Raw genomic sequence first — 22,928 nt, forward strand, 5'->3', positions numbered from 1 at the left:
TGATGCGCGCACTTGTTTTGTTGATGGTCATTTTATTGCCAGGCATGGCGCTGGCCCAGCCCGGCACGCTGTCGGGCAACCTCAGCAGCGTCGGGTCTGATACGCTGGGCTACCTGATGACGCTGTGGGGCGAGGATTTCAGCCGGCAGGCACCGGGGGTCAATGTGCAGGTGCAGGCTTCCGGTTCGTCGACCGCGCCGACTGCGCTGGCTGCCGGTGCGGCGCAGCTTGGGCCAATGAGCCGCCCGATGCAGGCGGATGAACGGCAGGCGTTTGAAGCGCGCTATGGTTATCCTCCGCTGGCGGTACCGGTAGCGATGGATGCGCTGGTGGTGGTGGTTAATCAACGCAATCCGCTGCAGCAGATTACGCCGCGTCAGCTCGACGCCATTTTCTCGATTACCCGCCTGTGTGGCGCGACATCGGTGCCGCAACGCTGGGGCGATCTCGGCACGCAGGCATCTGAGTGGGTCCGCCGACCGATCCAGCGCTACGGACGCAACTCGGCGTCCGGCACCTGGGGATTCTTCAAGCAGCAGGCGCTCTGTCAGGGCGATTTTCGCAATGACGTAGCCGAATTTCCCGGTTCGGCAGCGGTGGTACAGGCGGTGGCCGGCAATCCACGCAGCATCGGTTACGCCAGTTTTGGCTTCCATCTCAGCGGCGTAAAAATGCTGGCGGTGGTGAACCCTCGGGGTGAGGCTGTAGCACCCGACGCAGAGGCGATCCGCAGTGGTCGTTATCCGTGGGCCCGTCCGCTCTATCTGTACGTCAACAAGGCGCCGGGTCAGCCATTGCCGCCGCTGGTGGCAGCGTTCCTGCAGCAGGTGCTCTCGGTGCAGGGACAGCGACGGGTCAGCGAGGCGGGATATCTGCCACTCTCTGATAGCCAGATGGCGCAGGCGCGCGCGGCGCTTAATTAACCCTTTTCAGGCAGGCATCACGCTTAATCGATCATCTTCAGGCGCGCGTTCTGCATGTGCTTTGCCGGCGCGCGGCGTTTAACCGATCGTCTTCAGGCGCGTATGGCTTTGCTTATCCGCGACCGGCACGCGGCGCTGTATCGGTCGTCTTCAGGCGCGTAACACTTTGCTTAACCGGCGCTGGATGATTCACCTCTGGTCGCACCTTCTGCTCTTCTTAGCTGCTGTAAATATCATCGTCACTGGCGTAACAGACGGCTCTCCTTAGCCGCTGCAAAGCTGGGCAGCAACTCATCTTATCAGCCAACATGAATTTTCTTCATGAGCGGTGAATTTTCTTCTGTTGCAGCGGACGGCGGCACGTGTCATCCTGCGTTCAGACGTATAGCCATCCAGATGGCTATAAATAACAGAGCGCAATTATTTCCTGCTGAAACCACCGGCAGGCGAGACAGGAGTGATCATGCAAAGAAATACCGCCCCGTTCCGTGCTGATACCGTCGGCAGTTTTCTGCGTCCCGCCGCGATTAAGCAAGCGCGTGAGCAGTTCGCCGCCGGTGAAATTGATGCGGCAGCCCTGCGGCAGGTTGAAAATGACGCCATCCGCGATGTGGTGGCAAAACAGCGCGAAAATGGCCTGCAGGTGGTGACCGATGGCGAATTTCGTCGCGGCTGGTGGCACTTCGACTTTTTCTACGGCCTGGATGGCGTGGAAGCGTATGAAGCGGAGCAGGGTATCCAGTTCAACGGCGTGCAGACCAAAGCGCATGGCGTGAAAGTGGTAAGTAAGCTCGGTTTTTCCAGCCATCCGATGCTGGAGCATTTCCGCTTTTTGCAAAGCGTCGCCGGTGATGCAATGCCAAAAATGACCATTCCCAGCCCCAGCGTGCTGCACTTCCGTGGCGGGCGCAAAGTGATCGATGCAGAGGTCTATCCGGACCTGGCTGATTACTTTGACGACCTGGCACAGACTTATAAAGACGCTATTAAAGCGTTTTACGCCGCTGGCTGCCGCTATCTGCAACTGGATGACACCGTCTGGGCGTATCTCTGCTCTGAAGATCAGAAACGCGAAATCCGGGCACGCGGCGACGATCCGGAAGCGCTGGCGCGGACCTATGCTCAGGTGCTGAACAAGGCGCTGGAAGATAAGCCAGCCGATCTGACCGTTGGCCTGCATGTCTGCCGTGGTAACTTCCGCTCAACCTGGATTTCAGAAGGCGGCTACGAGCCGGTGGCGGAAATCCTGTTCGGCAGCGTCAATGTCGATGCCTTCTTCCTCGAATATGACAATGCCCGTTCAGGCGGTTTTGAGCCGCTGCGCTTCATCAAGCCAGGCCATCAGCAGGTGGTGCTGGGCCTGATCACCACCAAATCCGGCGAGCTGGAAGATCCGGCGCAGGTGAAAGCCCGTCTGCAGGAAGCGGCGCAGTATGTCAGCCTCGACCAGATCTGTCTCAGCCCGCAGTGTGGCTTTGCTTCTACCGAAGAGGGCAACAGCCTGAGCGAAGAGCAGCAGTGGCAGAAGATCCGCCTGGTGGTCGATATCGCAAAACAGGTGTGGTAATGCTGTAAACTTGTGCAAACAGGCGCGTAAAACGCGCCTTTTGTGCATTTGTCAGCGGCGTTATGCGGGGAATTCTCGCGGCCTGTTTATTATTTAGGCATATCATCTTGTGTGCCTGGGTTAAAAATTAACGCTATCCACTGGCTGTGGCTTAAATAACGAGATAACCTTCTGGTTTTCCGATCCCGTATTGCCTTTCCCCGCTATAAACGTTTTACTTAGCCCCGTTGTCGATCCATCCCTCCGTGAACAGAAAAAAAGCAGCTTAAATCACCTGCGCTTCACCTCACGATGAGCATAATGCGCTGACATTGGCTGGCTGGTCGTGGTTTTAACGCAGCGAGGGGACAACACAAACCCAACTTCCACCGCAACATCAGTGACAGGCCGTATGACACATCGTTTAACCTCGAAAGACATTCTCGCGCTGGGCTTCATGACATTTGCCCTGTTCGTTGGCGCGGGCAACATTATTTTCCCGCCGATGGTCGGTATTCAGTCTGGCGAACACGTCTGGACCGCCGCGATTGGCTTTCTGATCACTGCCGTAGGTCTGCCGGTGATGACCGTGGTAGCGCTGGCGCGCGTCGGCGGCGGCGTGGATGCACTCAGTACCCCAATCGGTAAGGTTGCCGGTCTGGTGCTGGCCACCGTCTGCTATCTGGCGGTCGGGCCACTCTTTGCGACGCCGCGGACGGCCACCGTCTCCTTTGAGATGGGGATTGCCCCGCTGACCGGTGATGGCGCGATGCCGCTGTTTATCTACAGCCTGGTCTATTTTGCGCTGGTGATTGGCGTGTCGCTCTATCCGGGCAAACTGCTCGATACCGTCGGCCATTTCCTTGCGCCGCTAAAAATTGTGGCGCTGACCGTGCTGGGCATTGCTGCGCTGGTGTGGCCAGCGGGCGGCACTATTCCGGCGACGGAAGATTATCAGCGTGCGGCGTTCTCCAGCGGTTTTGTGAACGGCTATCTGACCATGGATACGCTGGGCGCACTGGTGTTCGGCATCGTGATCGTGAACGCGGCCCGTTCACGCGGGGTTGATAATGCCGCGCTGCTGACGCGTTACACCGTTCTGGCCGGCCTGATCGCTGGCGTGGGCCTGACGCTGGTCTACCTGTGCCTGTTTAAACTGGGCTCCGGCAGCGGCGCGCTGGTCGATCAGAATGCGAACGGCGCAGCGATTCTGCACGCTTACGTTCAGCAGACATTTGGCGGTATGGGCAGCTTCTTCCTGGCGGCGCTGATCTTTGTTGCCTGTATGGTAACGGCGGTCGGTCTGACCTGTGCCTGTGCGGAATTTTTTGCGCAATACCTGCCATTGTCGTATAAAACGCTGGTGTTTATCCTTGGTCTGTTCTCGATGGTGGTGTCGAACCTCGGCCTGAGCCACCTGATTCAGATCTCCATCCCGGTCCTGACGGCGATTTATCCGCCTTGTATCGTGCTGGTGGTGCTGAGCTTCACCCTGAACTGGTGGAACAAGAGCAGCCGGATTATTGCGCCAGCGATGCTGATTAGCCTGCTGTTCGGCATTGTTGATGCGATTAAAACGACCGGGTTTAAAGTGTTGCTGCCTGCATTCAGTCAGCACCTGCCGCTGGCCGATCAGGGACTTGCCTGGTTACCGCCATCGCTGGTGATGCTGCTGATTGCCGCCGTGGTGGATCGGGTAAAAGGTCGCGAACAGGTTTCCGTTCACTCGTAGCAGATGGCACTGATTTTTCTTTAACCACGGGCTTGCCCGTGGTTTTTTCATTTCACAGGTACAGGTTGTTATGCAAGAAACCAATAAGCTCAAACGCGGACTGAGCACGCGCCACATCCGCTTTATGGCGCTGGGATCGGCGATTGGCACCGGGCTGTTTTATGGTTCCGCCGATGCGATCAAAATGGCCGGACCCAGCGTGCTGCTCGCCTATATTATCGGCGGGGCGGTGGCCTACATCATCATGCGCGCACTGGGCGAGATGTCAGTCAACAATCCCCAGGCCAGCTCCTTCTCCCGCTATGCCCAGGATTATCTCGGTCCGATGGCGGGCTACATTACCGGCTGGACCTACTGCTTCGAAATCCTGATCGTGGCGATCGCTGATGTCACGGCGTTCGGCATCTATATGGGCGTCTGGTTTCCGGAGGTGCCGCACTGGATTTGGGTACTGAGCGTGGTGCTGATCATCGGCGCGGTCAACCTGATGAGCGTGAAGGTGTTCGGCGAAGTGGAGTTCTGGTTTTCTTTCTTCAAAGTCGCCACCATCATTGTGATGATTCTGGCTGGTTTCGGCATGATCATCTGGGGCATCGGCAACGGCGGCCAGCCGACCGGCATCCATAACCTCTGGACCAACGGCGGCTTCTTTGCCCACGGCGTGGTCGGAATGCTGCTGTCGCTGCAGATGGTGATGTTCGCCTACGGCGGTATCGAAATTATCGGTATCACCGCCGGTGAAGCGAAGGAGCCGGAGAAGTCGATTCCGCGCGCCATTAACTCGGTCCCGTGGCGTATTCTAGTGTTTTATGTCGGCACACTGTTTGTGATTATGTCGATCTATCCGTGGAATCAGGTGGGCACCTCGGGCAGTCCGTTTGTACTGACCTTCCAGCATCTGGGCATCGCGGCGGCCGCCTCGATTCTTAATTTTGTGGTGCTGACCGCCTCACTGTCAGCGATCAACAGCGACGTGTTTGGCGTGGGCCGCATGCTGCACGGCATGGCCCAGCAGGGACATGCGCCGAAGATGTTTATGAAGGTCTCTTCACGCGGTATTCCGTGGGTGACGGTGGTGGTGATGATGTTCGCCATGCTGATTGCGGTCTACCTCAACTACCTGATGCCAGAGAAGGTGTTCCTGGTGATCGCTTCGCTGGCGACCTTTGCGACGGTCTGGGTGTGGATCATGATCCTGTTGTCACAGATCGCCTTCCGTCGCAAAATCGGCAAGCAGGCTGCCAGTGAGCTCAAGTTTGCGCTGCCAGGCGGCAGCTGGACCGCAGGTGTCGGTGTCGCATTCCTCTGCTTCATCATTGCGCTGATCGGCTATTTCCCGGATACCCGGGTGTCGCTCTATGTCGGCGTGGTGTGGATAGTGGTGCTGCTGCTGGGCTATAAGCTGGTACGTAAAGCGCACTGATCCACGACTGCTCCCCCTCTGGCGGGGGGAGCAGTTGCTATTTGCCATCACCTGGCCCTTCTCTTTCCCCGCCTGACTTTCCTGACGCTGCTCCGGCTATTCATCTCAGCTATAACCCCGTTCTGAAATAATCTTTGCGGATACCGCCTGCAGACGGTGGAATAACACGCCTGCGCGCGCGGTTAATTATCCGTGTGGAAGCGGATTGTCAGATAAACATTGGCGTTAAGCGCGTCAGGGGGGCTGTGGCTGGGCAGAGAGAATGATAAATAAATAAAAAAACGGCGAAACCAGTCGCCGAAATATTCAAGAGAATCAGAGTAATAAAAAGGGATGATTGACCCGACAATCGTAAAACAAAATTAGCGCCGCTGATAGCCGGGTTATTTAAATAAGAAAATTACCAGGCGGCATCAATAAAACTAATTAAGACTGATAAAGCATATTTATGCCGCGCAGCGAGCGCGGCATAAATCTGATTAGCGGCGATTCAGGGCAGCCGGATGGAAACCGGCGGCGTGGCGGTGGTGTCCAGCCGTTTTTGCCAGCCGGTCAGGGTCGATTGATAAGGACACAGCAGCCCGACGTCGGTCATCCTGCAGTCTGGCTGATGCCACTCCTGACGCAATAAATCCTGCGCGTCATCAATTGGCTGTAACTGGCGCAGGCCATCAAGACTCTGTGCCTGGAAGTAGAGCCGCAGAAAACGCTCGCCGCTCTGGCTGTCACGCCAGCGCTCCAGCACCAGACTGCCGCCGGGCGGAATATTGCCGCGCGCGTAGCCCGGCAGCTGCCAGTCAAAGCCCATCAGGGTGCGCACCATCGCAATATTGGTGTCATGCGCCACCAGGATTAGCCAGCGGGCAGTGGAGGTGTTGCTGGCGATTTCGGTCAGCATCGCCTGCAGTAAGATCGATCCCCGTCGCTGCGCCTGATACAGCAGATCATTACTCAAATCGTAATTAGCGGTCAGCAACGGCAGCAGGCGGGTAATTTGCGCCGCGGTGGTGATATGCCCCCACGCCAGCTGATCGACGGGCAGGTTTTCGCTGTAACCCAGCCGCAGGGTCTCAACCATACTGGCCATCACGCTCAGTCCTTCGACGTAGGTGTGGCCGCTGCGGGTCTGTTTGAATTGCCATGGGCGATCAAAGAAATCACATTTCGCAGTGGGCGGGCAAACCGCGGCTTTAAGCAGCTGAATCGCCGGTTGCAGTTGCTGCTGTAACTGCGCCAGATCGCCCGCTTTCTGCTGCTTGGCCGCCAGCTCTTGCTGCGGATCGGTTTGCGCAAACGCCAGCTTATCGCTCTGAAACAGCGGATCAACCTCACCGGTCACCTGATGGATCGGCACGCCACAGCCCGGAAACGCACCGTCAGCGATCGCCTGGGCGGTGGCTCGGGTGCGCTGGAGCGGACTGGCGCGCAGATAGACGTCGTCTGCCGTCGGGCAGCCAGCGGGCAGTAAACCGAGCTGACGATAGTGGTCGCCCTGCCAGCGTCCGGTGTTGACCACTGCACTGTAGCCGTGACCGGTCAGCTCACCATCCGCAGTGGTCCACACCGTCCACGGTTGCTGGCTGGCGGCTTCGATCTCTTTACGGTTAGCAGGCGTCGGTGGCCGCACGCCGTGCCGGCTGAGTTCGACCACCTTTTCCAGCTGATAGTGAGGCGGCGGGGCCGCCTGCGACGGCAGGCTCAGCAGCCAGAGCGCACTCAGGGTTAACGCGCATTGGTACCACCGGGTAGCGCGCATTTATTCGTCCAGCGCGCGATTGCCGGTCAGCGCTTTTATCTGTGGGTAGAGCGTGGCGTTCGCCAGCAGCACCGGATTACCCTTTTTCAGGCCGTCGTTACTGAGGTAATCGTTGGTAACGCCGCCGGCTTCGCGCATCAGCACGATACCTGGCAGGCTATCCCACGGATGCATATGCGCTTCGTAGTAGCCGATTAACCGGCCTGCGGCTGCCCAGGCGCTGGTTAGCGCGCCAGAACCAATGCGGATAAACATGCCGCCCTGTTGAGTCAGTCCGGCGATCAGGCGGGTAACGCTCTCGGCCGGGGTGCGGCTGGAGTGACTGATACCGAGCAGGCCTTCGTTGAGACGTTGCGCAGCATGCACCTGCAATCGGGTCTCGTTGACCCACGCCCCCTGGCCCTGTCGGGCGTGGAACAGCTCCTGATGATTGGGATCGCATACCACGCCAATCACCGGTTCACCGTCGCACACCACCGCCAGCGAGACGCACCAGTTAGGCAGGCCGTTGACGAAGCAGGCGGTGCCATCGATCGGATCGACGACCCAGATAAAACTGGTGTTGCCCATTTCGCCGCCGCTCTCTTCACCGTAGACGGCATCGTCCGGGAAGCGCTCCTCAATCAGCGTTTTGATTAAAGCTTCGACGTTGCGATCGGCTTCGCTGACCACGTCCTGCAGATCCCTCTTGTGTTCCACCACCAGGTTTTGACGCTGCTGATACCACGAATAAGCCCGGCTGGCCGCCGCACGGGCGATGTCGCAGGCGTAACGGTAGCGCGCGTCAATTTCAGAATGCGAAGCGGATGACATCTTTCCCTCTTATGATTTTTTGCCATAGCGAACGGAAGGCACGCCTGAACAGGCGGTCTGGCTGTGTGTTTTGCTTAACTATTGTTAAGAAAGGCTTCATTAAGCCGCAGATAAGACCCGATGGCAAGATGGGCAAGGGGCGGGCAGGCGGCTTTTTTGTGCGGAATTGGCTGGCATTTGCCAGCCAACAGAAGAGGATCGGGTTTTACAGCGTTCTGGCCGTCGCCTGCGCCATTAAACGCGGATAAAAAATGAAAAACAGGGCTTCAAGCTGTTCATAATGTTCAGTGAAGTCGTGGTAAGAGTCGCGCAGTGCCGCCAGGCGCGGGCGGCGGGCGGCCATGCCGTGCAACACCCGCTCCAGCCGGGCGGGCTGGGCGTAGTGCTCAAACCAGCGTTCGCGCCACATCACCGCGTTCAGCCGCTGAAATTCCTCCGGCGTCGTCGCCAGCTGCGGCACGATTTCGCGCTCGGCGGCGGCAGAAAACTGCGTCAGGGTCAGATCAGCTGTGAAGTGTGACCAGTGACGGGCGAGAAAATGGTCCCAGATGACATCAAGGGTAATCGGGGCCACGCGGTAGGTTTCCGGACGGAACAGCTGACGGGCGCGACGGACTTCCGGCAACGCATCGGTCATGACGTCGAGCCGGCGATGCATCAGAATGCCGTCAGCCACCGGCGTGGGCCAGTGCTGGTGCGGGTTACCGCGCACAAAATCAGCCATTAAATTGCCGAGTAGCGAGCTGTCAGCCAGTTGGGCCAGATGAAGATGAGCAAGAAAGTTCATGGTGCATTATAGGCTGAACTGCCTTTGCGCAGCCAGTTGTTCAGAATTGGTCGTTTTTCCGCTAAACTGTGCCGCCTGTTTTTGCCTGAGAAAGAACTCTTTCATGCGTGTCGCCGATTTTGCTTTTGAATTGCCCGAATCCCTGATTGCCCACTATCCCCAGGCGCAGCGCAGCGGCTGTCGTCTGCTGTCGCTCGACGGTCCCAGCGGCGCACTGACGCACGGTGTGTTCACCGACGTGCTGGATAAGCTCAATCCAGGCGATCTGCTGGTGTTCAACAACACCCGCGTGATCCCGGCGCGCGTCTATGGACGTAAAGCCAGCGGCGGCAAAATCGAAATGCTGGTGGAGCGGATGCTCGACGACAAGCGCGTGCTGGCCCATGTGCGCGCCTCAAAAGCACCCAAGCCGGGCGCAGCGCTGTTGCTGGGTGAAGATGAGAGCGTTAAAGCGACGATGGTGGCGCGTCACGACGCCCTGTTCGAGATCGCCTTTGACGATGACCGGGCGGTGCTCGACATCCTGAACAGCGTCGGCCATATGCCGCTGCCACCGTACATCGATCGCCCTGATGAAGAAGCCGACCGCGAACTCTATCAGACCGTTTACAGCGCCCGTCCGGGGGCCGTAGCAGCACCGACTGCCGGCTTGCACTTCGATGAGCCGCTGTTGCAGGCGCTGAAAGAGAAGGGCGTTGAAATGGCCTTCGTCACGCTGCATGTCGGGGCGGGCACTTTCCAGCCGGTGCGCGTCGACAACATCGAAGAACACCACATGCACGCCGAATATGCGGAAGTGCCGCAGGAGGTAGTGGATGCGGTGCTGGCCTGTAAAGCGCGCGGCAACAAAGTGGTCGCGGTCGGGACCACCTCGGTACGCTCGCTGGAGAGCGCGGCCAAAGCGAGTCAGGATGCGCTGATTGCGCCGTTCTTCGACGATACCCAGATTTTTATCTATCCGGGCTACCACTACCAGGTGATCGATGCGCTGATCACCAATTTCCACCTGCCCGAATCTACCCTGATTATGCTGGTCTCGGCGTTTGCCGGTTACCAGCACACCATGGCGGCCTACCGCGCTGCCGTGGCTGAGCAATATCGTTTCTTCAGTTATGGTGACGCGATGTTTATCAGCAAAAATCCGCAGGCGCCGATGGAAAAGATTGGCGACTGATTTATTAACCCACGACCTGACGCGCCTTCTGGCGCAGGGTTGTAGACATCGGACTGTTTCTCCGGTGGAGGCTTTGTGAAATTTGAACTTGATACCACAGACGGGCGCGCGCGCCGTGGCCGTCTGATTTTTGATCGCGGCGTGGTCGAAACCCCGGCGTTTATGCCAGTCGGTACCTACGGCACGGTAAAAGGCATGACGCCGGAAGAAGTGCAGGAGACCGGGGCGCAGATTATTCTGGGCAACACCTTCCATCTCTGGCTGCGTCCAGGCCAGGAGATCATGAAACTGCACGGCGACCTGCATGACTTCATGCAGTGGAAAGGACCAATCCTCACCGATTCCGGTGGTTTCCAGGTCTTCAGCCTGGGCGACATCCGCAAAATTACCGAAGCCGGGGTGCACTTCCGTAACCCCATCAATGGCGACGCGATTTTCCTCGACCCTGAAAAGTCGATGGAGATTCAGTATGACCTCGGCTCCGACATCGTGATGATCTTCGACGAATGTACGCCATACCCGGCGGACTGGGACTATGCCAAACGCTCGATGGAGATGTCGCTGCGCTGGGCGAAACGCAGCCGTGACCGTTTTGACAGCCTCGGTAACAAAAATGCGCTGTTCGGCATCATCCAGGGCTCGGTTTACGAAGATTTACGAGATGTGTCGGTGAAAGGTCTGGTAGAGATTGGCTTTGATGGGTACGCTGTGGGCGGCCTGGCGGTGGGTGAGCCTAAACAGGACATGCACCGTATTCTTGAGCACGTCTGCCCGCAGCTGCCGCAGGATAAACCACGCTATCTGATGGGCGTCGGCAAACCTGAAGATCTGGTGGAAGGGGTCCGTCGCGGCGTCGATATGTTCGATTGCGTGATGCCAACCCGTAACGCGCGTAACGGTCATCTGTTTGTGACTGACGGTGTGGTTAAAATCCGCAACGCCAAATATAAAGATGACACCGCGCCACTGGATGCCGAATGTGATTGCTACACCTGTCGCAACTACAGCCGCGCCTACCTGTATCATCTGGACCGCTGTAACGAAATACTGGGCGCGCGTCTGAACACGATTCACAATCTGCGCTATTACCAGCGCCTGATGGCAGGTTTACGCCAGGCCATCGAAGAGGGTAAATTAGAGCGCTTTGTAAACGAGTTCTACCAACGGACGGGCAAAGAAGTTCCGCCTTTAACGTCTGATAATTCATCTATGAGGGAAATTTAATGAGCTTTTTCATTTCTGACGCCGTGGCCGCAGCAGGCGCACCGTCGCAGGGAAGTCCGTATTCTCTGGTGATCATGCTGGTGGTGTTTGGTCTGATTTTCTATTTCATGATCCTGCGTCCGCAGCAGAAACGTGCGAAAGAGCACAAGAAGCTGATGGATTCCATCTCAAAGGGCGATGAAGTGCTGACCAGCGGTGGCCTGGTAGGTCGCGTAACAAAAGTGTCTGACACTGGCTACGTTTCTATCGCGCTGAATGAGACCAATGAAGTGGTCATTAAACGTGATTTCGTCGCTGCCGTCCTGCCGAAAGGTACTATGAAGGCGCTGTAATTCTATCTTCCCTAAGGGAACTGCCGTGTTAAATCGTTATCCTTTGTGGAAGTATGTGATGCTGGTCGTCGTGATTCTCGTCGGCCTGCTGTATGCGCTTCCCAACCTGTATGGTGAGGATCCGGCCGTTCAAATCACTGGCGCGCGCGGAAGCGCCGCCAGTGAGCAGACGTTGGATCACATTCAGTCCGCATTAAAACAAGACAATATCCAGAGCAAATCCGTTGCGCTGGAAAATGGCGCCATTACCGCGCGTTTCGCTAACACCGATGTGCAGTTACGCGCCCGTGAAGCGATCATGAAAGCGCTGGGCGAAGACTACGTTGTGGCGCTGAACCTGGCACCAGCCACGCCACGCTGGCTGACGATGCTGTCAGCGGAACCGATGAAACTCGGTCTCGATCTGCGTGGCGGCGTGCACTTCCTGATGGAAGTGGACATGGATACCGCCTTAGGCAAGCTGCAGGAGCAGAATGCCGATACGCTGCGTAGCGACCTGCGCACCAAAAATATTCCTTATACCAACGTCAACAAAATCGCGAACTACGGGGTGGAAATTCGTTTCCGTGACGCCGCCAGCCGCGATGCTGCCGTCTCCTGGCTGACCTCCCGTCATCAGGATCTGGTGATCAACAGCAGCGGCAGCGATGCGCTGCGCGCCACCATGAGCGATGCGCGCCTGAGCGAAGCGCGTGAATATGCGGTTCAGCAGAACATCACGATTCTGCGTAACCGTGTGAACCAGCTGGGCGTGGCCGAACCACTGGTACAGCGTCAGGGTTCCGATCGCATTGTGGTTGAGCTGCCAGGGATTCAGGACACTGCACGCGCCAAAGAGATTCTGGGTGCGACCGCGACGCTGGAATTCCGTCTGGTGAATACCAGCGTTGATCCTACCGCGGCGGCCAGTGGCCGGGTGCCGGGTGACTCTGAAGTCAAAGATATGCGTGACGGCCAGCCGGTGGTGCTCTACAAGCGGGTGATCCTGACCGGTGACCACATCACCGACTCGACCTCCAGCATGGATGAGTACAACCAGCCACAGGTGAACATTTCACTGGATGGCGCGGGCGGTAACATCATGTCGAACTTCACCAAGGACAACATCGGCAAGCCGATGGCGACCCTGTTTGTGGAGTACAAAGACAGCGGTAAGAAAGATGCCAATGGCCGTTCAATTCTGGTGAAACAGGAAGAGGTGATTAACGTCGCCAACATCCAGTCTCGTCTGGGGAACAGCTTCCGCATCACCGGTATCAACAACCCGAACGAAGCGCGTCAGCTGTCGCTGCTGCTGCGTGCCGGTGCGTTGATTGCGCCTATCCAGATTGTGGAAGAGCGCACTATCGGTCCGACCATGGGTCAGCAGAACATTACCCAGGGTCTGGAAGCCTGCCTGTGGGGCCTGCTTGCGTCGATCCTGTTTATGGTGGTGTTCTACAAGAAGTTTGGTCTGATTGCGACCAGTGCGCTGCTGGTGAACCTGGTGCTGATCGTCGGCGTCATGTCACTGCTGCCTGGTGCGACCCTGACCATGCCGGGTATTGCCGGTATTGTGTTAACGCTGGCGGTAGCAGTCGATGCTAACGTACTGATTAACGAACGTATTAAAGAAGAGCTGCGTAACGGGCGCTCGGTTCAGCAGGCAATTCATGAAGGCTATAAAGGCGCCTTCTCCAGTATTGTCGATGCGAACGTGACCACCCTAATCAAAGTCATCATTCTTTATGCGGTCGGCACCGGTTCGATCAAAGGCTTTGCGATTACTACCGCAATTGGTATCGCGACCTCAATGTTCACCGCGATCGTCGGTACCCGTGCCATTGTTAACCTGGTTTACGGTGGCAAACGCATCAACAAGCTGTCTATCTGAGGAGTGCGTTGTGGCACAGGAATATAACATTGAGCAGTTGAACCACGGGCGTAAAGTCGTCGACTTTATGCGCTGGGATAAGCTGGCCTTCATCATTTCGGGGCTGCTGATCGTAGCCGCGATTGCGATTGTCGGCATTCGTGGCTTCAACTGGGGTCTCGATTTCACCGGCGGTACGGTGATTGAGATCGCGCTGGAAAAACCGGCCGACCTCGATACGCTGCGTGGCGATCTGGTAAAAGCGGGCTTCGACGAGCCGCTGGTACAAAACTTCGGCAGCAGCCGTGACGTGATGGTGCGCATGGCACCGGTCAGCGGCCCGGCGGGCACCGAGTTAGGTAACAAAGTGGTATCGGTAATCAACCAGACCACCCAGCAGAACGCGACCGTTAAGCGCATTGAGTTTGTCGGCCCGAGCGTCGGCAGCGATCTGGCGCAGGCGGGGGCGATGGCACTGCTGTCGGCGCTGATTGCGATTCTGATCTATATCGGTTTCCGCTTTGAGTGGCGTCTGGCGCTGGGCACCGTGCTGGCGCTGGCGCATGACGTCATCATCACCTGCGGACTGCTGGCGCTGTTCCGGATTGAGATCGACCTGACGATTGTCGCCTCGCTGATGTCGGTGATTGGCTACTCGCTTAACGATAAAATTGTGGTTTCCGACCGTATTCGTGAGAACTTCCGCAAGATTCGCCGCGGCAGCTCTTACGACATTACCAACGTGTCGCTGACCCAGACGTTAAGCCGTACCCTGATTACCTCACTGACCACGCTGGCGATGATCCTGATCCTGTTCATCTTTGGTGGCGCGTTGCTGAAAGGCTTCTCACTGACCATGTTGATCGGTGTGACCATCGGTACGATTTCATCAATTTATGTCTCTTCGGCGCTGGCGCTGAAGCTGGGCATGAAGCGTGAACATATGCTGGTGCAGAAAGTTGAGAAAGAGGGCGCCGATCAGCCTTCTATCCTGCCGTAAGCGCGGCGGAATGATAAAACGGGCTGCCAGTGATGGCAGCCCGTTTTTTTATGCGCCGGTTAAGGCGCGGCAGGAACGGTTTGCGCCGGTGCGTCAGCGGTGACATCGTGCACCCGGATAAACCCGAGCTGATCCGGCGTCAGGCCACTTAGCCGCAGTGGAACCTCGACCGTATGTTGCGCTAACAGCGAGGCGGGCACGGCGATGGTCTGACTCAGGCTATCACTGTTGAGCGGTTTGCCGGTCGCCGGGTCGAGTTCGCCCCAGATCACCGTCGCATGCAGGGCAGGCAACGGCTGATCGCCCATCGCGCGGATTGACAGCGTGGTCCGCGATCCACTGGCTTCGGCGATCACCGGCGACAACGTCAGTCGCAGCGTACCGAGCTGGGTCTGCAAGGCAACCGGGGTATTCGCCTGCGGCACCAGCCATGCGCCGTTGGCGGAATGGCTGTTCAGCTGCCCCTGTATCTCCAGCGCGCTGGCCTGGGTGGTTAAGTGTTGCATCTGCTGATTGAGCTGGCTCACTTCCTGATGCAGCTGCTTAACCTGTGGGTTGGTCGCGGAAGTACTACAACCGCTCAGTAACGCCAGCGAAACTGCTGCTGGCGCCCAAACCGTCCTGATCATAAGTTTATCCTTGTCGGTTATTTTGGAATGCGTAAAACCTGGCCAGGATAGATCTTATCAGGATGCGACAGCATAGGTTTGTTGGCTTCGAAAATCTTGTTGTATTCGTTAGGATTTCCGTAAACCTGCTTCGAGATAGCGCTGAGAGTGTCGCCTTTTTTGACGGTGTAAAGTTCAGACTCGGTGGCGCTGTCGCTGGTTGTCACCTTGTCTTCGACTTTGGTGATACCGGCAACGTTACCGGCGGCGATCAGAATCTTCTCTTTCAGTTCCTGTGACAGGCCATCACCGCTTACTGTGACGGTATCGCCGTTCACTTTGACGTCGACTTTGTTACTGTCAGGCAATCCCAGCTTTTTAATGTGCTCCTGCAATTTTTTACTTGGGTCGTCGCCGCCGTTCACGGCATCCCACAACTTCTCACCCGCTTCTTTGACGAAATTAAACAAGCCCATAAAACCTCCGATGTGTTAGGTAAAATATTTAACGTGCAGCTTATTAAGCGTAGTCCCTTTTGCTGCAGGTCAAATTTACCACTGATTATGCTGAGAAGCGAACCAGGCAACCGCACGGAAGAGATTTTGTTGACCGGCAGTTCGCGCTACACTGTCAGGCCCATCTATCTCGCGTCAGGAAACGTCATGCATTGCCCATTCTGCTCCGCTGTGGACACCAAAGTGATTGATTCTCGTCTGGTTAGTGAAGGATCGTCGGTGCGACGCCGGCGCCAGTGTCTGATGTGTCATGAACGCTTTACCACCTTCGAAGTAGCGGAGCTGGTGATGCCGCGCGTGGTAAAAAGTAATGACGTGCGTGAACCTTTCAATGAAGACAAAATGGCCAGCGGGATGATGAAAGCGCTTGAGAAGCGTCCGGTGAGTGCTGACGCGGTCGAGAGTGCGGTGAACCACATTAAAACCCAGTTGCGCGCCACGGGTGAACGCGAAATTCCCAGTAAACTGATTGGTAATCTGGTGATGGACGAGCTGAAAAAGCTCGATAAAGTCGCCTATATCCGGTTCGCCTCGGTTTACCGCAGCTTCGAAGATATTCGTGATTTTGGCGAAGAGATCGCCCGGTTACAGGATTAAGCCATGAGCGATGAAGTCTATATGGCGCGCGCGCTGGAACTGGCGCGCCGCGGCCGTTTTACCACCATGCCCAATCCGAACGTCGGCTGTGTGATTGTCCGTGACGATCAGGTAGTGGGTGAGGGCTGGCATCAGCGCGCCGGCGAACCGCACGCGGAAGTGCATGCGCTGCGAATGGCCGGTGACAAAGCGCGTGGCGCCACCGCCTATGTCACGCTGGAGCCGTGCAGCCATCATGGACGTACGCCGCCCTGCAGCGACGCGCTGATAGCTGCGGGCGTGAGCCGGGTGGTCGCCGCAATGCAGGACCCCAATCCGCAGGTTGCCGGTCGCGGCTTACACCGCCTGCATCAGGCCGGGATTGCGGTCAGCCACGGTCTGATGATGGAAGAAGCGGAAGCCCTGAACCGCGGTTTCCTGAAACGGATGCGCACCGGTTTTCCGTGGATCCAGCTTAAGCTGGGTGCCTCCCTCGATGGCCGCACCGCGATGGCGAATGGCGAAAGCCAGTGGATCACCTCGGCGGCCGCCCGTCGCGATGTGCAGCGGTTGCGGGCGCAAAGTGCCGCAATCCTCAGCAGCAGCGCCACGGTGCTGGCTGACGATCCGTCGCTGACGGTGCGCTGGTCCGAACTCACCCCGGAGACTCAGGCGTTACTCGATCAACAGCAACTGCGGCAGCCGCTGCGGGTGATTATTGACAGCCAGAACCGCGTGACGCCGCAGCATCGCATCATTGACCAGCCGGGTGAAACCTGGCTGATGCGTCATCAACCCGATCAGCAGCACTGGCCAGAGCGCGTCAGTCAGATCGCCGTGCCGCTGCGCGAGCAGCAGCTGGATCTGGTAGCGATGATGATGCTGCTGGGCCAGCGTCAGGTAAACAGCGTCTGGGTCGAAGCGGGAGCCAGCCTGGCGGGCGCGCTGTTGCAGGCCGGACTGGTCGATGAACTGATTGTCTATCTGGCACCGAAATTACTTGGCGACCAGGGACGTGGCCTGTGCCAGCTACCGGGCCTTGATCGTCTGGCTGATGCGCCGGGCCTGATTTTCCGCGACGTTCGCCAGGTCGGCGAGGATTTACGCCTGACCCTGACGCCGCAATAACACGGACGGAAAAGCGAGAGCACGCCGCCGAAGAGTATGATAGAATCCGCCCCCCTGCGCGGGGCCAAACAAACCCCCTGAAAGGATAAGTATGAAAGTTATCGAAGCTGCTGTTGCAACGCCTGAGGCCAATGTCGCCATCGTTATTGCGCGTTTTAACAACTTCATTAATGACAGCCTGCTGGATGGTGCAGTTGATGCCCTGAAACGTATTGGCCAGGTCAAAGATGACAATATCACCGTAGTCTGGGTTCCGGGTGCGTATGAACTGCCGCTGGCAGCGCGCGCACTGGCAAACACCAGCAAATATGACGCCGTTATTGCACTGGGCACGGTAATTCGTGGTGGCACTGCTCACTTCGAATATGTGGCCGGTGAAGCCAGCTCCGGTATCGCCAGCGTTGCCATGAACAGCGAGATTCCTGTCGCGTTCGGCGTGCTGACCACCGAAAATATCGAGCAGGCCATTGAGCGTGCTGGCACCAAAGCCGGTAATAAAGGTGCCGAAGCGGCCCTGACCGCGCTCGAAATGATCAACGTATTGAAAGCCATCAAAGCCTGATTTTTGTAAGGGGAATTTTGTGAAACCTGCTGCTCGTCGTCGCGCCCGTGAGTGCGCTGTTCAGGCGCTTTACTCCTGGCAGTTGTCCAACAACGACATTGCCGATGTGGAATACCAGTTTCTGGCGGAACAAGACGTCAAAGACGTCGACATTAGCTATTTCCGCGAACTGCTGTCCGGTGTGGCGACCAACAGTGCGTATCTGGATGGACTGATGAAGCCTTACCTGTCGCGTCAGCTCGAAGAGCTGGGCCAGGTCGAGAAAGCTATCCTGCGTATCTCGCTGTATGAGCTGAGCAAACGCGATGATGTGCCGTATAAAGTGGCCATCAACGAAGGGATTGAGCTGGCGAAAGTGTTCGGCGCTGAAGACAGTCATAAATTTGTTAACGGCGTGCTGGATAAAGCCGGTCCACAGATTCGACCCCATCGCAAATAAATAAAAAGGCCGGCTTGCCGGCCTTTTTTCATTAAGGGTTAAGCGGAACGTAATTATGTCTTGTGGTGAATTCGAACTCATCGCACGCTACTTCAACCGCAGAACGCGCAGCCGTCGTGATGTTGAACTTGGCATCGGCGATGATTGTGCGTTACTTAGCGTGCCGGAAAAACAGACGCTGGCGATCAGTACCGATACCCTGGTCGCGGGTGTGCATTTCTTACGGGATATCCATCCTGCCGATTTAGGCTACAAAGCGCTGGCGGTTAACCTCAGCGATCTTGCTGCCATGGGCGCCGATCCGGCGTGGCTGACGCTGGCCTTAACCCTGCCACAGGTCGATGAGAGCTGGCTCGCTGCCTTTAGCACCAGCCTGTTCGAGCTGCTGGAATATTACGATATGCAGCTGGTGGGCGGCGATACCACCCGTGGTCCGCTGAGCCTGACGCTGGCGATCCACGGCCTGGTGCCGCAGGGCCGCGCCCTGAAACGTTCAGGGGCAAAACCGGGTGACTGGATCTACGTTACCGGCACGCTGGGTGACAGTGCGGCCGGTCTGGCGCTGCTGCAACATCACTGCCGCATCAGCGATCCGGCGGTGCATGAAGCGCTGATTAAGCGCCATCTGCGGCCGATGCCGCGCATTCTGCAGGGACAGGCGTTGCGTTCTCTGGCCACCTCGGCGGTCGACCTCTCAGACGGTTTGATCTCTGATCTCGGCCATGTGCTGAAAGCCAGCGGCTGTGGTGCGCGCCTTAACCTCGACGCGTTACCGCTTTCCGCCGCGCTACGCGATCACTTCGAACCCGAGCAGGTTTTACGCTGGGCGCTGAGCGGCGGCGAAGATTATGAACTCTGCTTCACCGTACCCGAGGTAAACCGCGGCGCGCTGGACGTAGCGCTCGGCCACCTTGGCGTGCCTTATACCTGCATTGGTCAGATCGCACCGGAGTCAGAAGGGCTGATGCTGCTTGAAAACGGCAAGCCAGCGACGTTCCGCCATAAAGGGTTTGATCACTTTGATATTAAATAACGACGTGGCAAAAGGCCGCCTGCGGATGAGCAATCCCTGGCATCTGCTGGCAACCGGTTTCGGCAGCGGACTCAGCCCGGTGGTTCCGGGTACCATGGGCTCGCTGGCGGCGATCCCCTTCTGGTGGCTGATGACGCATCTGCCCCAGGATCTCTATTCGCTGGTGGTGCTGGTGGGGATCTGCGTCGGCGTCTATCTCTGTCACCGTACCGCCAAAGATATGGGCGTTCACGATCACGGCAGTATTGTCTGGGATGAGTTTATTGGCATGTGGATCACCCTGATGGCGATCCCGGTCAACAGCTGGCAGTGGGTGCTGGGCGGCTTTGTGCTGTTCCGCATTCTGGATATGTGGAAACCCTGGCCGATACGCTGGTTCGATCGCAACGTGCATGGCGGCATGGGCATCATGGTCGACGATATTATTGCCGGCGTGATTGCCGCCGCGATGCTGTACGGCATCGGTAGCTGGCTGGCCAGCTAATACTGCCGGCATCCGGCATCGGATGCCGTTAGCGGCGCGCACCTTAACTCCTCGGTTAAGGTGCGGGCGTCAGCGTTTATTCGAATCCGACCGCCTGATGCGGTTGATAGACCTCTTCCAGCGTAGCAATCTCAGCCTCACTCAGCGTCACATCTACCGCCCTGACCAAATCATCGAACTGCTCAGCCCGTGAGGCACCAATAATCGGGGCGGTCACGGCGGGTTTACTCAGCAGCCAGGCCAGGGCGACCTGCGCCCGGGTGACGCCTTTATCCTCAGCCACCTGCGCCAGACGTTGCGCAATCGCCGCATCGTTCTCTTCGGTATTGGCATACAGCGACGCCATCACCTTATCCGAGGTCGATCGTGCCGTGGTTTCGCCCCACGGACGGGTTAGCTTACCGCGCGCCAGCGGGCTCCACGGCAGTACCGCAATCTGTTCCTGCAGGCAGAGTGGATGCATTTCACGTTCCTCTTCACGCTGGATCAGGTTGTACTGATCCTGCATGCTGACGAAGCGATGCCAGCCCTGTTGCTTCTGCAGGGTTAATGCCTGGGCAAACTGGCTGGCATGCATCGATGAGGCACCGATATAGCGCGCTTTACCGGCCTGCACCACGTCGTGCAGCGCTTCCAGCGTCTCTTCCAGCGGCGTGTCGTAATCCCAGCGGTGGATCTGCAGCAGGTCGACATACTCCATGCCAAGGCGTTGCAGGCTGTCATCAATTGATTGCAGGATATTCTGGCGCGACAGGCCCTGCGACAGGTTACTCAGCGGGAAGTAAACTTTGGTGGCAACTACCACCTCGTCGCGACGGGCAAAATCTTTCAGCGCCCGACCGAGGATCTCTTCACTGCTGCCATCGGAATAGCTGTTGGCGGTGTCAAAAAAGTTGATGCCGGCATTCAGCGCCTGCTGAATCAGCGGGCGGCTGCTGGCTTCCGGCAGCGTCCAGGCGTGATTTCCGCGCGTCGGCTCACCATAGGTCATACAGCCGAGACAGAGACGTGAAACCTGCAGATCGGTATTACCCAGTTGAATGGTTTTCATAATGACTCCCGCGGCATAGCGCATGATTTTTAGCAGAGAATAAGCATAGCAGGGGCTGCGCTCCCCGAGAGGAGCGCAGGGAAGGGAGGTTACTGTGCCAGCCAGCTGGCGATCTGTTGCTGAATGCCTTCGGCGTCCAGCAGATAGTCATGACGGATTTCGTCCTGCGTACCCTGCGGGATAAACTCGTCGGGCAGGCCGATATTCAGTACCGGAATGCGCAGACGTTTCGCCATCACCAGTTCGTTGACGCCGCTGCCCGCGCCGCCTTTGATCGCCCCTTCTTCCAGCGTGATTAACGCCTCGTGACGGGTCGAAAGCTCAGCAATCAGCGCCTCATCCAGCGGCTTAACGAAGCGCATATCCACCAGCGTGGCATTGAGCGCTTCCGCCGCCGCCGCGGCCTCGGGTAACAGCGTACCGAAGTTAAGGATCGCCAGTTTTTCGCCCTGACGCTTCACCACGCCTTTGCCCAGCGGCAGACTTTGCAGCGGTGCCAGCGGCGTGCCGATGCCGGTGCCACGCGGATAGCGTACCGCGCTCGGGCCATCCTGATAGTGGTAGCCGGTGTAGAGCATCTGTCGGCATTCGTTCTCATCACTTGGCGTCATGATCACCATATCCGGCACACAGCGCAGATACGCCAGATCAAACGCGCCCTGATGGGTCTGGCCGTCCGCGCCAACAATGCCGCCGCGATCGATAGCAAACAGCACCGGCAGTTTCTGGATAGCCACGTCGTGAATCAGCTGATCGTAGGCGCGCTGCAGGAAAGTAGAGTAGATGGCGACGATCGGTTTGTAACCGCCAATCGCCATCCCGGCCGCAAAGGTCACCGCATGCTGCTCGGCGATCGCCACGTCAAAATACTGGTTGGGATATTCGCGTGAGAAGCCGACCATGCCGGAACCTTCGCGCATCGCCGGGGTAATCGCCATCAGTTTCGGATCGTCAGCTGCCATCTCGCACAGCCAGTTGCCGAAGATTTTTGAGTAGCTCGGCAGGCCTTCTGCGCTTTTAGGCAGTTCACCGCTGGCGGGATCGAATTTTGGCACCGCATGCCAGGCGATCGGATCTTCTTCCGCCGGGGCGTAGCCTTTGCCTTTTTTGGTCATGATGTGCAGGAACTGCGGCCCTTTCAGGCTACGCATGTTGCTCAGGGTATTGACCAGCGTCAGCACGTCATGGCCGTCGACCGGACCAATGTAATTGAAGCCCAGCTCTTCAAACAGCGTACCCGGCACCACCATGCCTTTCAGATGCTCTTCGGTGCGGCGCACCAGCTCTTTAATCGGCGGCAGGCCGGTCAGCACCCGCTTACCGCCTTCGCGCAGGCGCGCATAGGTTTTGCCCGACAGGATCTGCGCCAGCCGGTTGTTTAACGCGCCGACGTTCTCTGAAATCGACATCTCGTTATCATTCAGGATCACCAGCATGTCAGGTTTGATATCGCCCGCGTGGTTCATCGCTTCAAACGCCATACCGGCGGTGATCGCGCCATCGCCGATAATACAGGCGGTGCGACGACCGAGGCCTTCACGCTCTGCCGCCGCCGCCATGCCGAGACCGGCGCTGATCGAGGTCGATGAGTGGCCGACGCTCAGCACGTCATATTCGCTTTCGCCGCGCCACGGAAAAGGATGCACGCCATTTTTCTGGCGAATGGTGCCGATGCGATCGCGACGACCGGTCAGAATTTTATGCGGATAAGCCTGATGGCCGACATCCCACACCAGATGATCGAACGGGGTGTTATAGACATAATGAAGCGCAACCGTCAGTTCGACCACGCCCAAACCCGATGCAAAGTGGCCACTGGAGCGACTCACACTGTCTAACAGGTACTGACGCAGTTCATCACAGAGCGCCGGCAGCTTCTCTTTCGGCAGGGCGCGCAGCTCCTGAACCGTATTTGCCAGCGCCAGTGTCGGGTATTTCGCAATATCAAAACTCATCAGAGACTCATTATG

At 57.6% G+C, this 22,928-nt stretch carries 22 protein-coding genes; 15 read left to right on the forward strand and 7 right to left on the reverse strand.

Annotation, left to right across the window (positions count from 1 at the left end; genetic code table 11):
• Nucleotides 1-2 precede the first annotated feature (2 nt).
• The 4 genes from AC6I8D_RS04250 (at nucleotide 3) to proY (ending at nucleotide 5,624) form a co-directional block, all read left to right on the forward strand.
• Nucleotides 3-923, forward strand: coding sequence for a PstS family phosphate ABC transporter substrate-binding protein (locus tag AC6I8D_RS04250; RefSeq protein WP_312057248.1), 921 nt, complete (start codon nucleotides 3-5; stop codon nucleotides 921-923).
• Nucleotides 924-1,386: 463 nt separating this feature from the next.
• The gene (locus AC6I8D_RS04255; RefSeq protein ID WP_497819688.1) at nucleotides 1,387-2,490 is read left to right on the forward strand and encodes a cobalamin-independent methionine synthase II family protein; all 1,104 of its coding nucleotides are present in this window, start codon (nucleotides 1,387-1,389) and stop codon (nucleotides 2,488-2,490) included.
• Between the two features lie 391 nt (nucleotides 2,491-2,881).
• Nucleotides 2,882-4,201 carry a branched-chain amino acid transporter carrier protein BrnQ gene (gene brnQ, locus AC6I8D_RS04260; protein WP_497819689.1) on the forward strand — a complete coding sequence of 440 codons (1,320 nt, stop codon included), beginning with the start codon at nucleotides 2,882-2,884 and terminating at the stop codon, nucleotides 4,199-4,201.
• A 70-nt stretch (nucleotides 4,202-4,271) separates the two neighbouring features.
• Nucleotides 4,272-5,624, forward strand: a complete 1,353-nt coding sequence (gene proY / locus AC6I8D_RS04265) for a proline-specific permease ProY (RefSeq protein ID WP_312057251.1) — start codon at nucleotides 4,272-4,274, stop codon at nucleotides 5,622-5,624.
• Nucleotides 5,625-6,114: 490 nt separating this feature from the next.
• Here proY and AC6I8D_RS04270 read toward each other — a convergent pair whose 3' ends face one another.
• The 3 genes from AC6I8D_RS04270 to AC6I8D_RS04280 all read right to left on the reverse strand — a co-directional run bounded on the left by AC6I8D_RS04270 (nucleotide 6,115) and on the right by AC6I8D_RS04280 (nucleotide 8,980).
• Nucleotides 6,115-7,380, reverse strand: a complete 1,266-nt coding sequence (locus AC6I8D_RS04270; RefSeq protein WP_312057252.1) for a histidine-type phosphatase — start codon at nucleotides 7,378-7,380, stop codon at nucleotides 6,115-6,117.
• The gene (locus AC6I8D_RS04275) at nucleotides 7,381-8,193 is read right to left on the reverse strand and encodes an inositol monophosphatase family protein (protein ID WP_312758301.1); all 813 of its coding nucleotides are present in this window, start codon (nucleotides 8,191-8,193) and stop codon (nucleotides 7,381-7,383) included.
• Between the two features lie 205 nt (nucleotides 8,194-8,398).
• Nucleotides 8,399-8,980, reverse strand: a complete 582-nt coding sequence (locus AC6I8D_RS04280) for an acyl carrier protein phosphodiesterase (RefSeq protein ID WP_312057254.1) — start codon at nucleotides 8,978-8,980, stop codon at nucleotides 8,399-8,401.
• Between the two features lie 103 nt (nucleotides 8,981-9,083).
• Here AC6I8D_RS04280 and queA point away from each other — a divergent pair, with 103 nt between their 5' ends.
• The 5 genes from queA to secF all read left to right on the forward strand — a co-directional run bounded on the left by queA (nucleotide 9,084) and on the right by secF (nucleotide 14,562).
• Nucleotides 9,084-10,154 (forward strand): tRNA preQ1(34) S-adenosylmethionine ribosyltransferase-isomerase QueA, encoded by a 1,071-nt coding sequence (gene queA, locus AC6I8D_RS04285; RefSeq protein ID WP_031374697.1) that lies wholly within the window; start codon nucleotides 9,084-9,086, stop codon nucleotides 10,152-10,154.
• 75 nt (nucleotides 10,155-10,229) lie between these two features.
• Nucleotides 10,230-11,378, forward strand: a complete 1,149-nt coding sequence (gene tgt, locus AC6I8D_RS04290; protein ID WP_031374696.1) for a tRNA guanosine(34) transglycosylase Tgt — start codon at nucleotides 10,230-10,232, stop codon at nucleotides 11,376-11,378.
• A complete protein-coding gene (gene yajC / locus AC6I8D_RS04295) occupies nucleotides 11,378-11,710 on the forward strand; it encodes a preprotein translocase subunit YajC (protein WP_031374695.1) in 333 nt (110 codons plus the stop codon). The genes tgt and yajC overlap by 1 nt, the downstream gene beginning before the upstream one ends.
• Before the next feature lie 25 nt (nucleotides 11,711-11,735).
• Nucleotides 11,736-13,583, forward strand: coding sequence for a protein translocase subunit SecD (gene secD / locus AC6I8D_RS04300; protein ID WP_312758297.1), 1,848 nt, complete (start codon nucleotides 11,736-11,738; stop codon nucleotides 13,581-13,583).
• A gap of 10 nt (nucleotides 13,584-13,593) precedes the next feature.
• Nucleotides 13,594-14,562: a protein translocase subunit SecF gene (secF, locus tag AC6I8D_RS04305; protein WP_031374694.1), complete on the forward strand. Its 969-nt coding sequence runs from the start codon at nucleotides 13,594-13,596 to the stop codon at nucleotides 14,560-14,562.
• Nucleotides 14,563-14,621: 59 nt separating this feature from the next.
• Here the strand turns inward: secF and AC6I8D_RS04310 are convergent, their stop codons facing one another.
• Both AC6I8D_RS04310 and lysM read right to left on the reverse strand, forming a co-directional pair.
• Nucleotides 14,622-15,191 carry a SadB/YajI family lipoprotein gene (locus AC6I8D_RS04310; RefSeq protein ID WP_312057646.1) on the reverse strand — a complete coding sequence of 190 codons (570 nt, stop codon included), beginning with the start codon at nucleotides 15,189-15,191 and terminating at the stop codon, nucleotides 14,622-14,624.
• Between the two features lie 17 nt (nucleotides 15,192-15,208).
• Nucleotides 15,209-15,646 (reverse strand): peptidoglycan-binding protein LysM, encoded by a 438-nt coding sequence (lysM, locus tag AC6I8D_RS04315; protein WP_497819690.1) that lies wholly within the window; start codon nucleotides 15,644-15,646, stop codon nucleotides 15,209-15,211.
• Nucleotides 15,647-15,832: 186 nt separating this feature from the next.
• Here lysM and nrdR point away from each other — a divergent pair, with 186 nt between their 5' ends.
• The 6 genes from nrdR (at nucleotide 15,833) to pgpA (ending at nucleotide 19,907) form a co-directional block, all read left to right on the forward strand.
• Complete coding sequence (gene nrdR / locus AC6I8D_RS04320) at nucleotides 15,833-16,282, forward strand: transcriptional regulator NrdR (RefSeq protein ID WP_009091750.1); 450 nt, start codon at nucleotides 15,833-15,835, stop codon at nucleotides 16,280-16,282.
• 3 nt (nucleotides 16,283-16,285) lie between these two features.
• Entirely contained in the window at nucleotides 16,286-17,389 is a 1,104-nt protein-coding gene (gene ribD, locus AC6I8D_RS04325) for a bifunctional diaminohydroxyphosphoribosylaminopyrimidine deaminase/5-amino-6-(5-phosphoribosylamino)uracil reductase RibD (RefSeq protein WP_497819691.1), read from the forward strand.
• A 91-nt stretch (nucleotides 17,390-17,480) separates the two neighbouring features.
• Nucleotides 17,481-17,951, forward strand: a complete 471-nt coding sequence (ribH, locus tag AC6I8D_RS04330; RefSeq protein ID WP_031374691.1) for a 6,7-dimethyl-8-ribityllumazine synthase — start codon at nucleotides 17,481-17,483, stop codon at nucleotides 17,949-17,951.
• A gap of 19 nt (nucleotides 17,952-17,970) precedes the next feature.
• Nucleotides 17,971-18,390: a transcription antitermination factor NusB gene (gene nusB / locus AC6I8D_RS04335; RefSeq protein WP_094120174.1), complete on the forward strand. Its 420-nt coding sequence runs from the start codon at nucleotides 17,971-17,973 to the stop codon at nucleotides 18,388-18,390.
• 55 nt (nucleotides 18,391-18,445) lie between these two features.
• Entirely contained in the window at nucleotides 18,446-19,423 is a 978-nt protein-coding gene (gene thiL / locus AC6I8D_RS04340) for a thiamine-phosphate kinase (RefSeq protein ID WP_497819692.1), read from the forward strand.
• Nucleotides 19,413-19,907 (forward strand): phosphatidylglycerophosphatase A, encoded by a 495-nt coding sequence (gene pgpA / locus AC6I8D_RS04345; protein ID WP_312053735.1) that lies wholly within the window; start codon nucleotides 19,413-19,415, stop codon nucleotides 19,905-19,907. Before thiL ends, pgpA begins: the two co-directional genes overlap by 11 nt.
• 76 nt (nucleotides 19,908-19,983) lie before the next feature.
• Here pgpA and AC6I8D_RS04350 read toward each other — a convergent pair whose 3' ends face one another.
• Together AC6I8D_RS04350 and dxs are read right to left on the reverse strand one after the other, a co-directional pair.
• Nucleotides 19,984-20,958, reverse strand: a complete 975-nt coding sequence (locus AC6I8D_RS04350) for an aldo/keto reductase (RefSeq protein ID WP_312053382.1) — start codon at nucleotides 20,956-20,958, stop codon at nucleotides 19,984-19,986.
• 89 nt (nucleotides 20,959-21,047) lie between these two features.
• The gene (dxs, locus tag AC6I8D_RS04355) at nucleotides 21,048-22,913 is read right to left on the reverse strand and encodes a 1-deoxy-D-xylulose-5-phosphate synthase (RefSeq protein ID WP_312053384.1); all 1,866 of its coding nucleotides are present in this window, start codon (nucleotides 22,911-22,913) and stop codon (nucleotides 21,048-21,050) included.
• Nucleotides 22,914-22,928 lie beyond the last annotated feature (15 nt).

This window comes from Pantoea sp. X-Soil-MYKO-1785 (assembly GCF_059730675.1).

Bases quoted from the DNA above. Each gene is read 5' to 3' on its own strand.
- proY (WP_312057251.1), top strand. From the start codon at position 4,272: ATGCAAGAAACCAATAAGCTCAAACGCGGACTGAGCACGCGCCACATC.
- yajC (WP_031374695.1), top strand. From the start codon at position 11,378: ATGAGCTTTTTCATTTCTGACGCCGTGGCCGCAGCAGGCGCACCGTCG.
- dxs (WP_312053384.1), bottom strand. From the start codon at position 22,913: ATGAGTTTTGATATTGCGAAATACCCGACACTGGCGCTGGCAAATACG.
- AC6I8D_RS04310 (WP_312057646.1), bottom strand. From the start codon at position 15,191: ATGATCAGGACGGTTTGGGCGCCAGCAGCAGTTTCGCTGGCGTTACTG.
- AC6I8D_RS04270 (WP_312057252.1), bottom strand. From the start codon at position 7,380: ATGCGCGCTACCCGGTGGTACCAATGCGCGTTAACCCTGAGTGCGCTC.
- queA (WP_031374697.1), top strand. From the start codon at position 9,084: ATGCGTGTCGCCGATTTTGCTTTTGAATTGCCCGAATCCCTGATTGCC.
- AC6I8D_RS04280 (WP_312057254.1), bottom strand. From the start codon at position 8,980: ATGAACTTTCTTGCTCATCTTCATCTGGCCCAACTGGCTGACAGCTCG.
- lysM (WP_497819690.1), bottom strand. From the start codon at position 15,646: ATGGGCTTGTTTAATTTCGTCAAAGAAGCGGGTGAGAAGTTGTGGGAT.
- nrdR (WP_009091750.1), top strand. From the start codon at position 15,833: ATGCATTGCCCATTCTGCTCCGCTGTGGACACCAAAGTGATTGATTCT.
- AC6I8D_RS04250 (WP_312057248.1), top strand. From the start codon at position 3: ATGCGCGCACTTGTTTTGTTGATGGTCATTTTATTGCCAGGCATGGCG.
- ribH (WP_031374691.1), top strand. From the start codon at position 17,481: ATGAAAGTTATCGAAGCTGCTGTTGCAACGCCTGAGGCCAATGTCGCC.
- brnQ (WP_497819689.1), top strand. From the start codon at position 2,882: ATGACACATCGTTTAACCTCGAAAGACATTCTCGCGCTGGGCTTCATG.
- AC6I8D_RS04350 (WP_312053382.1), bottom strand. From the start codon at position 20,958: ATGAAAACCATTCAACTGGGTAATACCGATCTGCAGGTTTCACGTCTC.
- ribD (WP_497819691.1), top strand. From the start codon at position 16,286: ATGAGCGATGAAGTCTATATGGCGCGCGCGCTGGAACTGGCGCGCCGC.
- AC6I8D_RS04255 (WP_497819688.1), top strand. From the start codon at position 1,387: ATGCAAAGAAATACCGCCCCGTTCCGTGCTGATACCGTCGGCAGTTTT.
- AC6I8D_RS04275 (WP_312758301.1), bottom strand. From the start codon at position 8,193: ATGTCATCCGCTTCGCATTCTGAAATTGACGCGCGCTACCGTTACGCC.
- thiL (WP_497819692.1), top strand. From the start codon at position 18,446: ATGTCTTGTGGTGAATTCGAACTCATCGCACGCTACTTCAACCGCAGA.